The organism is Pseudonocardia acidicola, from assembly GCF_012911935.1.
Lineage (GTDB): Bacteria > Actinomycetota > Actinomycetes > Mycobacteriales > Pseudonocardiaceae > Pseudonocardia > Pseudonocardia acidicola.
In genome coordinates this window covers 129,490-142,030 of record NZ_JAAXLA010000002.1, presented here as the reverse complement: position 1 = coordinate 142,030, position 12,541 = coordinate 129,490, and the positions used below count along the sequence as shown (strand labels likewise).

Sequence of the window (12,541 nt, the reverse complement as noted above, 5' to 3'; positions counted from 1 at the left end):
CCCCGTTGTCACGAACGGCACTCTCGTTCAAACCTATTGATCGAAAGTGCCGTTCGTGACAGCGCCGGGGGAGGCCGCGGTGACGGGGCGGGGGAGGCGGACGGTGAAGACCGTGCCGGGATCGGCAGCGGCGACGCTCACCGAGCCGCCCAGCCGCCGAGCCACCCGGGATACCAGCGCCAGCCCGATCCCGCGCGGGCGGTCCGGGGCCGCGGGCTTCGTCGACCAGCCGTAGGCGAACACGTCGTCCATCGCGTCGGCCGGGATCCCAGGGCCGGTGTCGCGGACCTCGATGACCAGTTCCGGGCCGTCGGCGAGCCGGACCACCACCTCGCCGCGATCCCGGGTCGAGGTCACCGCATCCAGCGCGTTGTCGACGAGGTTGCCCAGCAGGGTCACCAGGTCGTCGGGGTCCCACGGCCCGTCGGGCTCGGTGCCCTCGTCGACCACCCGTAGCTCGACGCCGCGTTCGGACGCCGCCCACGCCTTGTCCGCGAGCACAGCGGCCAGCACCGGGTTGCCGACCGCTTCGATCAGCTCCTCGGCCGGCCCGCGGGCCCGCCGGACGGCGGCCGAGCCGGCCCGCAGCGCGTCGTCGGTACTGCCGAGCTGGACCAGGGTGAGCACGGTCTGCATGCGGTTGGCGAACTCGTGGGCCTGCCCGGCCATCGCCTGGGCCCGGCCGCGGGCGTCGTCGCGCTGGCGGACCACGTCGGCCAGCTCGGTGCGGTCGCGCAGGGTGACGACCCGGGTGCCCGCCCCGGCGGCCCGGCCGGCCGCGGTCCGGCTGACCAGCAGGACCCGCTCCCCGGCCAGCGCGAGCGCGTCGCGGACCTCGGCCGGTTCCCGGACGACGGCCTGCAGACCCGGATCGACACCGAGCCCGGACAGCGTCCGCCCCTCGACGGGGACGTCCCCCTCCAGCCCGAGCAGCCGCCGGGCCTCGGCATTGACGACGACCACCCGCCCGTCGGCGTCGACCACCAGCAGACCCTCGCGCACGGCGTGCAGGACGGCGTCGTGGTGGGCGTAGGCGGCCGCGATCTGCTCGGGCTCCAGGCCCAGGGTCTGGCGACGGACTCGCCGGGCGAGCAACCAGGCCAGCACATCGCCGAGGGCGATCGCCGCGGCCGCGGTCCCGAGGATCGCGGGCAGCTGGTGCAGCACCTGGTCGCTGATCCGGGCCTCGAGCTGGCCGACCGAGACCAGCCCGACCACTCGGCCGTCGGCGAGCACCGGCACCACCGAGCGCACGGACGGTCCGAGGGTGCCGACGTAGCCCTCGGTGACGGTGCCGCCAGCCGCCGCCGGGGCGATCGTGCCGAGGTAGTGCTCGCCGATCCGGGCCGGGTCGGCGTGGCTGTACCGGATCCCGTCCGGGCTCATGATCACCACGAAGGCGGTGCCGGTGTTGAGCTGCACCCGCTGCGCGAGCGGCTGCAGCACCGCCGACGGGTCGTGGCTCTGCAGGGCGGCGGCGACGTCCGGATTGGCCGCCATCGCCTGCGCGGTGGCCAGGGTGAGTGCGCCGGCGCCGTTGCGGGCCGCCTGCTGGGCGCCGTACACCCCCAACGCGGCGACCCCGCCGACGGTGACCAGCACCGTCACGATCTGCAGCACGAGCAGCTGCCGGACGAGTCTGGATCCGCGTCGGCGGGGCACTACGGGATCGTCTCAGGAGCGGGAAGCGACCCCGGCGGGCTCGGGTGCCCGGTCGTGCACGGGCACCGGGGGCAGCGTGTCGTTCTCCGGTGCCGCGACCGCGGCGGCGCCACCGCCGTGGTGCAGCTCCATGTCCGCCTTGACCAGGGACGGGTCGTCGAGCACGGCCTTGAGCCGCTCGCGGTCGAGCTCGCCGTTCCAGCGTGCGATGACCAGGGTGGCCACCGCGTTGCCGATGCAGTTGGTCAGCGCCCGGCCCTCGCTCATCATCCGATCGATGCCGATGATCAGCGCGATACCGACGGCGATGGCCTCGGGGGAGAAGAACTCCCCGCCGAAGGCCTGCAGCGATGCGGCCAGGGTGACCAGACCGGCGCCGGTGATGCCGGCTGCGCCCTTCGACGTGAGCACCATCAGCAGCGCGAGCCCGATCTGCGCCCCGATCGGCAGTTGCTCGTTGCCGGCCTGGATGATGAACAGCGCGCCCAGGGTCAGGTAGATGCAGGTGCCGTCGAGGTTGAACGAGTAGCCGGTCGGGATGACCATGCCGACGGTCTGCCGGGACGCGCCGGCCGACTCCAGCTTGGTCAGCAGCCGGGGCAGCACCGACTCCGACGACGAGGTGCCGAGGATGATCAGCAGCTCGTCCTTGATCAGCCGGATGAGCTTCAACACGCTGAACCCGGCCCAGGCCGACACGGCGCCGAGCACGACGACGACGAAGATCGCGCAGGTGACCCAGAAGGTCAGCATCAGCAGACCGAGGTTGCGCAGCGACGACGATCCGAACACCGCGACGGTGTAGGCCATGCCGCCGAACGCGGCGACCGGGGCCGCCCACATGATCAGCTTGATGATGCCGAAGATGACCTTGGAGATGGACTCGATCGAGCCGACGATCCGGGTGCGGATCGGCGCGGCCAGCGAGCTGACCGCGCACGCGGTGAGGATGGCCAGGACGAGGACCTGCAGCACCTTGTTGTCGACGAACGGGCCCAGGAAGCTCTTGGGGAACAGGTCGTTCTGCAGGAACGCGACCAGGCCGGAGTCCTGCGCGCCCTGCTGGACCTGCTTGGCGGCGGCGTCGAGCTGGGACTGGGTCGGCTGGCCCTCGAAACCGGCGCCGGGCCGCACGACGTTGGCCGCCAGCAGGCCCAGCGACAGCGCGACCACCGTAGCGACCAGGAAGTACCCCAGGGCGCGGGCGGCGAGCCCGCCGGCGCGGGCCAGGTTGCCCAGCGACGCGATGCCCACGACCACGGTGCAGAAGATCACCGGCCCGACGATGACCTTGATCATCTGGACGAAGGTGTCGGCCAGCCACTTGGTGTCCCGGGCGAAGCCGGGGGCGACCAGGCCGACCACGATGCCTGCGGCGATGCCGACCAGGACCCAGAACCAGAGTTGTGTGTAGACCCTCGTGCGCTTGGTTCCGGGTGGTTGCGCCGTAGCGGCAGTACCGGGAGCCCCGGTGTTCACGGCCTCGGCCATGGTCGTCCTCCTTGACGTGTGGTGGCAGGACCGTAGGAACGTGATCTGCATCCGGGCCAGAGCGGACGGGACATAATTGAGCAGCTCTTGAGGGTTCGCCCGAGGCGACGGATGGACGAGGGGTGGCATGCGCGCGCTGCTCGTGGAGGACGACGAGTCGCTGGGCGACGCGTTGCGCCGCGCCCTGGTCGCCGGTGGCTTCCGGGTACAGCACGTGACCAGCGGCGGGGCCGCGCTCGCCGCCGTCGCGGAGGCCGAACCCGACGTCGTGCTGCTCGACATGGGCCTGCCGGACCGCGACGGGCTGGGTGTGTGCCGGGGCATCCGGGAGATCTCCCGGGTGCCGATCCTGGCCGTGACCGGCCGCGGAGCGGTGTCGGCGCGGGTCAGCGGGCTGCGTAGTGGGGCCGACGACTACATCGTCAAGCCGTTTCTCGTCGAGGAGTTGCTGGCCCGCATCGACGCCGTGCTGCGGCGCACCCGCGGGCTCGGCGTCGCCCCGTCGGTCACGGTGGGTGACGTCGAAGTGGACCTCGCCCGGCGCGCGGTGTCGGTGGCCGGTGAGCCGGTGACGCTGGCGCGCAAGGAGTTCGACCTGCTGGCCGCGCTGGCCCGCCGGGAGGGGGCGGTGGCCAGCAGGCGCGAGTTGCTCGACGAGGTGTGGGGCGTCGCCGACCCGGGCGGGGAACGCACGCTCGAGGCGCACGTCGGGTCGCTGCGGTCCAAGCTGGGCCGCCCGGCGGCCGTGGTGACGGTGCGCGGGGTGGGATACCGCCTGGCGCGCTGAGCGTGCGGAGCGAGCATCGGCGCCGAGCGGAGCGTGCGGAGCGAGCATCGGCGCCGAGCGGAGCGTGCGGAGCGAGCATCGGCGCTGAGCGGAGCGTGCGGACGTCGGCGCTGCGCGGGCGTTTGGCAGGATCGGGGGTCGTGCCCCCTCCTGGACTCGTGATCGTGGACAAACCGGGCGGGTTCACCTCGCACGACGTGGTGGCCCGGCTGCGCCGGATCCTGCGCACCCGCAAGATCGGTCACGCCGGGACGCTCGACCCGATGGCCACCGGCGTGCTGGTCTGCGGGGTCGAGCGCGGCACCAAGCTGCTCGGGCACCTCGCACTCGACACCAAGGCCTACACCGCGACCATCCGGCTGGGCGCCGTGACCAGCACCGACGACGCCGAGGGCGAGATCGTCTCCACGGCCGACGCCTCCGGGATCGACGAGGCCGCGATCCGCGCCGGGATGGCCGCGTTGACCGGGGCCATCGACCAGATACCCAGCTCGGTGAGCGCGATCAAGATCGACGGCAAGCGGGCCTACGCCCGGGTCCGGGCCGGCGAGGACGTGGTGCTCCCTGCCCGCCCGGTGACGGTGTCGGCGTTCATCCTGGACGCCGTGCGCCGCGGGGACGGGGTGACCGACCTGGCCGTCGCGGTGGAGTGCTCGTCGGGCACCTACGTCCGGGCCCTGGCCCGCGACCTCGGCGCTGCGCTCGGCGTGGGTGGCCACCTGACCGCGCTGCGGCGGACCCGGGTCGGGCCGTTCACCCTCGACCACGCGCGCACCCTCGAGGACCTGGAGGCGGCGCCGGAGCTGTCGCTGCCGCTGGACGCGGCGGTGGCGGTGGCGTTCCCGCGCCGCGACGTCGATCCCGCGCTGGCCACCGATCTGTCCCACGGCAAGCCGCTGCCGCCCGCCGGGGTGCCGGGCACCTACGGTGTGTTCTCTCCCGAGGGACATGTGATCGGCCTCGTCGGCGAGCGGGACGGGGCCGCGCGGCCGGTTGTCGTGCTGGCCCCGGCGGGGGGCTGAGATGGCGGCGCAGACGTCCCCGGCGGGCTCGCCCGGCGCGCCTGCACTGCTATTCCGTAGGCTCCGGGGCGTGCAGCGCTGGCGTGGACTGGAGGCCGTGCCGACCGGCTGGGGCCGCAGCGTGGTGACCGTCGGAGTGTTCGACGGGGTGCACCGCGGCCACCAACAGCTGATCGACCGGGCGGTGGCTCGGGGGAAGGAACGGGGCCTGCCGACGGTCGTCGTGACCTTCGACCCGCATCCCGCGGAGCTGGTCCGCCCCGGCAGTCACCCGGCCCGGCTGACCAGCCTCAGCCGGCGTGCCGACCTCGTGGCCGAGCGGGGCATCGACGCGTTCTGCGTGCTGCCCTTCACCGTCGAGCTGTCCCGGATGGATCCGGCCGAGTTCGCCCACGAGGTGCTCGTGGACCGGCTGCACGCGGCCGCCGTCGTGGTCGGGGACAACTTCCGGTTCGGCCACCGCGCCGCCGGTGACCTCAAGACCCTGACCCGGCTGGGGCAGCGTTTCGGCTTCGAGGTCGAGGGGCTGGATCTGATCACCAACGACGGTGTCACGTTCTCCTCGACCTACATCCGCGCCTGCATCGACGCCGGTGACGTGGAGGCGGCGTCCGCGGCGCTGGGCCGCCCGCACCGGATCGACGGGGTCGTCGTGCACGGCGACCGGCGCGGCCGCGAGCTCGGCTTCCCGACCGCCAACGTCGCCTGCTCGCCGTACAGTGCGCTGCCCTCCGACGGCATCTACGCCGGCCGGTTCGTGCACAGCGGGCGGCTGCTCCCGGCGGCCATCTCGATCGGTACCAACCCGACGTTCTCCGGGCGGGAGCGCACGGTCGAGGCATACGTGCTCGACGTCGACGAGGACTTCTACGGCCACGAGGTGTCCGTGGACTTCGAGTACCGGCTGCGCGGGCAGGAGACCTTCGACGGCGTCGAGCCGCTGATCGAGCAGATGCACCGGGACGTCGCGCGCTGCCGGGAGCTGTTGGGCTGAGGGTTTCCCCCGGTTTCGCGATTCCGCCCCGCGGCGGGAGTCCCGGCTGCGAGCATGCCGTCATGGGCACGGACCGACCGGCGGCACAGATCGCGGTCAACCGCGAGCGTCAGCGCACGCTCTACGGCGCGCCGCTGGGCGACCGCGTCCACCGGCTGATCGGCATCCTCGGCATCACCCAGGCCCGGCTCGCGGGCGCGCTCGGGCTCAGCCCGGCGATGCTCAGCCAGCTGGTCAGCGGACGCCGCATCAAGATCGGTGACCCGGCGGTGCTGGCCCGGCTGATGCTGCTCGACGAGCGCTGTCCGCCCGCGGGCGGTCCGCCTGCTCCTGCTGCCGTGACCGCGCTGCTCGACGAGGTCCGCACCGCGCAGTTGCAGTGGTCGGTCCCGCCCCCGCGGTCCGGGCGCCGGGTGCCCGGACCGCACCGCGGTGGCCCGGACGGGGCCGCCGCGGTGCGCAGCGGCGGGGCTGCGGCTGCGCACGGTCCCGGCGGCGGCGGACAGCTCCCGCGCCGCGGACACCGCACGGCAGCCGTGGCGCCCCGCACCGCGGCCGACGCGCTGCGTGCCGTCGCCGGCCCGGCGCAGCTCGTCGCCGCCGCCGCGGCCCTGGACCGGGGGTTCCCGGAGCTGGCGGAGGTGCTGCGGCAGGCGGCCGGGCGTCCGGTGCCGCGGTGACCCGGTTGTTCACGGCGCTGTGGCCGTCCCCCGAGGCGGTCGCCGCGCTGGCCGCCGACCTGGGCGCCGCGCCCGGCCCGGAACCGGAGGGCTGGGGCCCGGCCCGGAACCGGAGGGCTGGGGCCCGGTCCGGCGCGAGGGCTGGCACCTCACCCTGGCCTTCCACGGCGAGGCCGACCCCGGTGTGCTCGCCCGCCGGCTGGAGGCGGCCGCGGCCGGGGCGGCGGCACCGCGGTTGCGGCTGGCCGGCAGCGGCACGTTCAGCAGCGGCACGTTCAGCAGCGGCACGTTCAGCAGCGTCGCCTGGGTCGCGGTCGAGACCGCGGGACCGGGCGACGCGGCCGCGCTGCGCGCGCTCGTCGGGTACGCCGGCGGCGACCCCGACCGTTTCGTGCCGCACGTGACCGTGCTGCGCGGGCAGCGACGCCGCGGCCGGGCGGCGCCGCCGGCCGCGGGCTGGGTGGAGCACCACGGCCCGTGGTGGTCGCCGGCCGAGGTGCTCCTGATGGCGAGCGTCCCCTCGCGCGGCGGATCCCGGTACACCCCGGTACACCGGGTGGCGTTGCGCCGCACATGATCACTCGGCCGGGCGGGGCGGGGGCGGTGGGCCGCTGAGCACTGGTAACCTGACGTACTGGGTTCGGCTGCAGTCCGTGGTGGCCGGCCCGTTGCACCCGCCCTGCGGGGTCCTGGGAGAGATCACGGGCCGCGGGCGCGGACCACACGGCACAGACGAACGAGGAGCACCACCCGTGGCATTGGACGCCGCTCAGAAGAAGACCATCCTGGACACCTACGGGGTCCACGAGGGCGACACCGGGTCGCCCGAGGCGCAGGTCGCGCTGCTGACCAAGCGGATCAGCGACCTGACCGAGCACCTCAAGCAGCACAAGCACGACCACCACTCCCGCCGCGGCCTGCTGCTCATGGTCGGTCGCCGCCGGCGGCTGCTCAAGTACCTGGCCCAGGTCGACATCGCGCGCTACCGGTCCCTGATCGAGCGCCTCGGCCTGCGCCGCTGATCGCCCCCGGTGCCGGGGCGGAGTGACCATGTGATCGATCACGTGATCGCCGTCCCGGCCCCGGAGCACAACTGAACCAGCGATTTCACCGCACCCGCGCCACCGCGGGGGAGGACGATCCGCCGGTCCTCGGTAGTGGCTCCCGGGCCCGTCCGCTCGCCGGGACGTCTCCGAGACGTCCCCGGGAGCGGCCGCCCGAGGGCTTCGATCGAAGACCGGCTCCGCCGAGGATCGCACCCGCAGTGGTGGCCCCGTGCTCACTCCACGAGGAGACACCCACTTCATGACCGATCCCATCCAGACCGAGGTGCACGAGACCACTGCCGTGATCGACAACGGCAGCTTCGGTACCCGCACCATCCGGTTCGAGACCGGCCGGCTGGCCCGTCAGGCCGCCGGCTCCGTCGTCGCCTACCTCGACGACGAGACCATGCTGCTGTCCGCCACCACGGCGTCGAAGCAGCCCAAGGAGCACTTCGACTTCTTCCCGCTCACGGTCGACGTCGAGGAGCGGATGTACGCCGCGGGCCGCATCCCCGGCTCGTTCTTCCGTCGCGAGGGACGGCCCGGCACCGACGCGATCCTGACCTGTCGGCTCATCGACCGGCCGCTGCGCCCCTCGTTCGTCGACGGCCTGCGCAACGAGATCCAGATCGTCGTCACGGTCATGTCGCTGCACCCGCAGGACCCGTACGACGCGCTGGCCATCAACGCCGCTTCGGCGTCCACCCAGCTCGCCGGGCTGCCGTTCTCCGGCCCGATCGGCGGCGTCCGCGTCGCCCTGGTCGACGGCCAGTGGGTCGCGTTCCCGACTCACGAGCTGCTCGAGCGCGCCGTGTTCGACATGGTCGTCGCCGGCCGCATCGTCGGTGACGACGTCGCGATCATGATGGTCGAGGCCGAGGCCACCACGCACACGATCGGCCTCGTCTCCGACGGCGCGCAGGCGCCGACCGAGCAGATCGTCGCGGAGGGCCTGGAGGCGGCGAAGCCGTTCATCCGCACCCTGGCCGTCGCGCAGCAGCAGCTGGCCGACGCGGCCGCCAAGCCGACCGGCGACTTCCCGGTGTTCCCGGCCTACCAGTCCGACGTGTTCGAGCTGGTCTCGGAGCTGGTCTCGGACGACCTGGCCCAGGCCCTCACCATCGCGGCCAAGCAGGAGCGCGAGACCCGGCTCGACGAGCTCAAGGCGAAGGTCGTCGGGGAGCTCGCGCCGCGGTTCGAGGGGCGCGAGAAGGAGCTCGGCGCCGCGTTCCGGTCACTGACCAAGAAGCTGGTCCGCCAGCGGATCCTGCGCGACAAGGTGCGCATCGACGGCCGCGGGCTCACCGACATCCGGCCGCTCTCGGCCGAGGTCGAGGTCGTCCCGCGGGCGCACGGCTCGGCGCTGTTCGAGCGCGGCGAGACCCAGATCCTGGGTGTCACCACGCTGAACATGCTGCGCATGGAGCAGCAGATCGACTCGCTCGGTCCGGAGACGCACAAGCGCTACATGCACCACTACAACTTCCCGCCGTTCTCGACCGGTGAGACCGGCCGGGTGGGTTCGCCGAAGCGCCGCGAGATCGGCCACGGTGCGCTGGCCGAGCGGGCGCTGCTGCCGGTGCTGCCCACGCGCGAGGAGTTCCCCTACGCGATCCGCCAGGTCTCCGAGGCGCTGGGCTCCAACGGCTCGACGTCGATGGGCTCGGTCTGCGCCTCGACCATGTCGCTGTTCAACGCCGGTGTGCCGCTGAAGGCGCCGGTCGCGGGCATCGCGATGGGCCTGGTCTCCGACGAGGTCGAGAACGCTGCCGGCGCGCTCGAAACGCAGTACGTCGCGCTGACCGACATCCTGGGCGCCGAGGACGCGTTCGGCGACATGGACTTCAAGGTCGCCGGCACCGCGGACTTCGTGACCGCGCTGCAGCTGGACACCAAGCTCGACGGCATCCCGTCCGCGGTGCTCGCGGCCGCGCTGTCGCAGGCCAAGGACGCGCGGCTGACGATCCTGGAGGTGATCGGCGAGGCGATCGACCGCCCCGACGAGATGAGCACCTACGCGCCGCGGGTCACCGCGATCAAGGTCCCGGTCGACAAGATCGGCGAGGTCATCGGCCCGAAGGGCAAGATGATCAACTCGATCACCGAGCAGACCGGCGCGGACATCTCGATCGAGGACGACGGCACGATCTACGTCGGTGCCGCCGACGGCCCGTCCGCGGAGCAGGCGATCGGCCTGATCAACGCGATCGCCAACCCGCAGCTGCCGAAGATCGGCGAGCGGTTCCTGGGCACCGTGGTCAAGACCGCGGCGTTCGGTGCGTTCGTCTCGCTGGTGCCGGGCAAGGACGGCCTGGTGCACATCTCGAAGCTGGGCAACGGCAAGCGCATCGGCAAGGTCGAGGACGTCGTCAAGGTCGGCGACAAGATCCGTGTCGAGGTCTCCGACATCGACAACCGCGGCAAGATCAGCCTGCTGCCGGTGTCCGACGACAACGAGAAGGCCGCCGAGAACGCCGCCGAGGCCCCCGCCGAGGGCGAGGCTCCGGCCGAGTCCGCCGAGGTCACGTCGAGTTGACATCGCTGGTGACGCCGGGGGCGGGAGCCCGCTCGATCGACGGGTCTCCCACCCCCGGCGTTTCCCGCACCGATCTGCCCGGTGGGGTCCGCGTCCTGACCGAGGCGGTGCAGGGCGTCCGCTCGGTCTCGCTCGGCATCTGGATCGCGATCGGGTCCCGCGACGAGACCGCCGAGCAGGCGGGTGCCGCGCACTACCTGGAGCACCTGCTGTTCAAGGGCACCGGCCGGCGCACGGCGGCGGCCATCGCGGAGGAGATCGACGCGGTCGGCGGTGAGCTCAACGCGTTCACCGCGAAGGAGCACACCTGCTACTACGCGCAGGTGCTCGACACCGATCTGCCGCTGGCCGTCGACGTGCTCGCCGACGTCGTCACCGACGCGCAGCTCGCACACACCGACGTCGAACTCGAGCGCGGGGTCGTGCTCGAGGAGATCGCGATGCGCGACGACGACCCCGAGGACCTGCTCGGGGAGCTGTTCGACGAGGTGCTGTTCGCCGATCATCCCCTCGGCCGGCCGGTGATCGGCTCCGAGGAGTCGATCCGCGGGATGAGCCGGGAGACCCTGCACGACTTCTGGCGGGGCGAGTACACGACCCCGCGGATGATCGTCGCAGCGGCCGGGAACCTGGTGCACAACCAGGTGGTGGACCTCGTCGGGGCGGCGCTGGCCGCCGCCGCGGCCCGGCACGGGGTCGACGCCTCCCCGGTGCCGCCCCGGATCCTGACCTCCCGTTTCACCCTCGGCGCGGGACCGCGGATCGCGCTGCGGACCGAGGACACCGAGCAGGCGCACCTGATGCTCGGCGTCCCCGGGCTGGACCGGTACGATCCGCGGCGTCCGGTGCTGAACGTGCTCAACACCGCGCTCGGCGGCGGGCTCAGCTCGCGGCTGTTCCAGCAGGTCCGCGAGCAGCGCGGGCTCGCGTACTCGGTCTACTCGGCGACCACGGCCTACGCCGACGCCGGCAGCCTCGCGGTCTATGCCGGGTGCGCGCCGGAGCGCCTCGGCGAGGTCGTCGGCGTCGTGCGCGACGTGCTCGGCGGTCTCGCCGCCGACGGGCTGACCGCGGCCGAGCTGGCCAGGGCGCAGGGCTCGTTGCGCGGCGGGCTCGTGCTGGGGCTGGAGGACACCTCGTCGCGGATGAACCGGCTGGGCCGCTCCGAGCTGGACCACGGCCGGCAGCGCAGCATCACCGAGAGCCTCGACCGGATCTCCGCGGTGACCGGCGACGACGTCGCCGAGGTCGCCGCCGAACTGCTCTCCGCGCCGCTCACCGCGGCCGTCGTCGGCCCCTACGACGACCTCGACGAGCTCCCCGCCGCGCTGCGCGACCTGGCCTGAGGCGAGGCCGTACTCCGCGCATGACGGTCCTCGCCGCGGTACTGATCCTCATCGGCCTGGCCGGGATCGTCGTGCCGGTCCTGCCAGGGCCGGTGCTGGTGCTGGCCGGTGTCGCGGTGTGGGCGGTCCCTCGCGCCGACGCGGTCGGCTGGACGGTGCTGGGCGTGTGCGCCGTGATCCTCGCGACCGGCACCGTCGCGAAGTACCTGGTGCCCGGGCGCCGGTTACGGGAGTCCGGCGTGCCGGGGCGCACCGTCGCGGCCGGCGTGGTGCTCGGCACGATCGGGTTCTTCGTGGTCCCGGTGATCGGACTCTTCCTCGGCTTCGTGCTCGGTGTCTATCTCGCCGAGCTGGCCCGGCTCGACGACCGCGGTGCCGCCTGGCCGTCGGCCCGCCGTGCACTGGGCGCGGTGGGCTGGAGCATCCTCATCGAGCTGGCCGCGGCGCTGCTGGCCGCCGGTGTGTGGATCGCCGGACTGGTGGCCGGCTGACTCAGGGCGCCTTCTCGGTGCCGGGCCCGGTGGCGGCGGTACGAACAGCGCATCGAGGGAGTCGAGCCGGTCGGACCAGAACCGTTCGTAGCAGCGGATCCATTCGTGGGCCGCGGCCAGCGGCGCGGGGTCCAGCCGGCACCTGTGGGTGCGGCCGTCGACGGTGCGCCGGACGAGACCGGCGCCCTCCAGGGCGTGCACGTGCTTGGACGCCGCGGCCAGCGACATGCTGTACGGCGCGGCGAGCTCGCCGACCGATCGGGGTGCCTGGGCGAGCCGGGCGAGCATGTCGCGCCGGGCGGGGTGGGCGAGCGCCCGGAACACGCGATCGAGGTGGTCGGGTTCCGGCGCCGCCGCTTGCTCAACCATGTCATTGAACGTAACCGTGCGTCCGAACAAGGTCAACTATCTGGTTGAATGTTTGTCCGCCGGGCCGGCGTGGCCGGCGTCGGGCTCCTCTAGGCTTCACCGGTCGTTGTGAAGGTG

The 12,541-nt window shown here is 73.1% G+C and carries 11 protein-coding genes and 1 pseudogene; 9 read left to right on the top strand and 3 right to left on the bottom strand.

The window, feature by feature from the left end; genetic code table 11:
- Positions 1-33 precede the first annotated feature (33 nt).
- Both HF526_RS01760 and HF526_RS01755 read right to left on the bottom strand, forming a co-directional pair.
- Positions 34-1,662 (bottom strand): ATP-binding protein, encoded by a 1,629-nt coding sequence (locus HF526_RS01760; RefSeq protein WP_169379420.1) that lies wholly within the window; start codon positions 1,660-1,662, stop codon positions 34-36.
- Between the two features lie 12 nt (positions 1,663-1,674).
- Entirely contained in the window at positions 1,675-3,153 is a 1,479-nt protein-coding gene (locus HF526_RS01755) for a cation:dicarboxylate symporter family transporter (protein ID WP_169379419.1), read from the bottom strand.
- Between the two features lie 127 nt (positions 3,154-3,280).
- On the opposite strand from HF526_RS01755, the gene HF526_RS01750 reads away from it, so the two are divergent.
- The 9 genes from HF526_RS01750 (at position 3,281) to HF526_RS01710 (ending at position 12,055) form a co-directional block, all read left to right on the top strand.
- The gene (locus HF526_RS01750; RefSeq protein WP_169379418.1) at positions 3,281-3,940 is read left to right on the top strand and encodes a response regulator transcription factor; all 660 of its coding nucleotides are present in this window, start codon (positions 3,281-3,283) and stop codon (positions 3,938-3,940) included.
- A gap of 140 nt (positions 3,941-4,080) precedes the next feature.
- Positions 4,081-4,962 carry a tRNA pseudouridine(55) synthase TruB gene (gene truB, locus HF526_RS01745; RefSeq protein WP_338051225.1) on the top strand — a complete coding sequence of 294 codons (882 nt, stop codon included), beginning with the start codon at positions 4,081-4,083 and terminating at the stop codon, positions 4,960-4,962.
- A 70-nt stretch (positions 4,963-5,032) separates the two neighbouring features.
- A complete protein-coding gene (locus HF526_RS01740) occupies positions 5,033-5,956 on the top strand; it encodes a bifunctional riboflavin kinase/FAD synthetase (RefSeq protein ID WP_169379417.1) in 924 nt (307 codons plus the stop codon).
- Positions 5,957-6,018: 62 nt separating this feature from the next.
- Complete coding sequence (locus HF526_RS01735; RefSeq protein WP_169379416.1) at positions 6,019-6,636, top strand: helix-turn-helix transcriptional regulator; 618 nt, start codon at positions 6,019-6,021, stop codon at positions 6,634-6,636.
- Positions 6,637-6,655: 19 nt separating this feature from the next.
- The gene (locus HF526_RS01730; RefSeq protein WP_169379415.1) at positions 6,656-7,213 is read left to right on the top strand and encodes a 2'-5' RNA ligase family protein; all 558 of its coding nucleotides are present in this window, start codon (positions 6,656-6,658) and stop codon (positions 7,211-7,213) included.
- Positions 7,214-7,388: 175 nt separating this feature from the next.
- On the top strand, positions 7,389-7,658 hold the full coding sequence (gene rpsO, locus HF526_RS01725) for a 30S ribosomal protein S15 (protein WP_169379414.1): 270 nt from the start codon (positions 7,389-7,391) through the stop codon (positions 7,656-7,658).
- A gap of 283 nt (positions 7,659-7,941) precedes the next feature.
- The gene (locus HF526_RS01720; protein WP_169379413.1) at positions 7,942-10,218 is read left to right on the top strand and encodes a polyribonucleotide nucleotidyltransferase; all 2,277 of its coding nucleotides are present in this window, start codon (positions 7,942-7,944) and stop codon (positions 10,216-10,218) included.
- 5 nt (positions 10,219-10,223) lie between these two features.
- Positions 10,224-11,564 (top strand): M16 family metallopeptidase, encoded by a 1,341-nt coding sequence (locus HF526_RS01715; RefSeq protein WP_239028184.1) that lies wholly within the window; start codon positions 10,224-10,226, stop codon positions 11,562-11,564.
- A 20-nt stretch (positions 11,565-11,584) separates the two neighbouring features.
- Positions 11,585-12,055 (top strand): DUF456 domain-containing protein, encoded by a 471-nt coding sequence (locus HF526_RS01710; RefSeq protein WP_169379411.1) that lies wholly within the window; start codon positions 11,585-11,587, stop codon positions 12,053-12,055.
- Between the two features lie 123 nt (positions 12,056-12,178).
- On the opposite strand, the pseudogene HF526_RS36095 reads toward HF526_RS01710, so the two are convergent.
- Positions 12,179-12,424: pseudogene (locus tag HF526_RS36095) on the bottom strand (ArsR/SmtB family transcription factor); the annotation flags it as partial.
- Between the last annotated feature and the right edge of the window lie 117 nt (positions 12,425-12,541).

Coding starts and splice junctions, on each gene's coding strand:
- HF526_RS01750 (WP_169379418.1), top strand. CDS start 3,281: ATGCGCGCGCTGCTCGTGGAGGACGACGAGTCGCTGGGCGACGCGTTG.
- HF526_RS01710 (WP_169379411.1), top strand. CDS start 11,585: ATGACGGTCCTCGCCGCGGTACTGATCCTCATCGGCCTGGCCGGGATC.
- HF526_RS01755 (WP_169379419.1), bottom strand. CDS start 3,153: ATGGCCGAGGCCGTGAACACCGGGGCTCCCGGTACTGCCGCTACGGCG.
- HF526_RS01735 (WP_169379416.1), top strand. CDS start 6,019: ATGGGCACGGACCGACCGGCGGCACAGATCGCGGTCAACCGCGAGCGT.
- HF526_RS01720 (WP_169379413.1), top strand. CDS start 7,942: ATGACCGATCCCATCCAGACCGAGGTGCACGAGACCACTGCCGTGATC.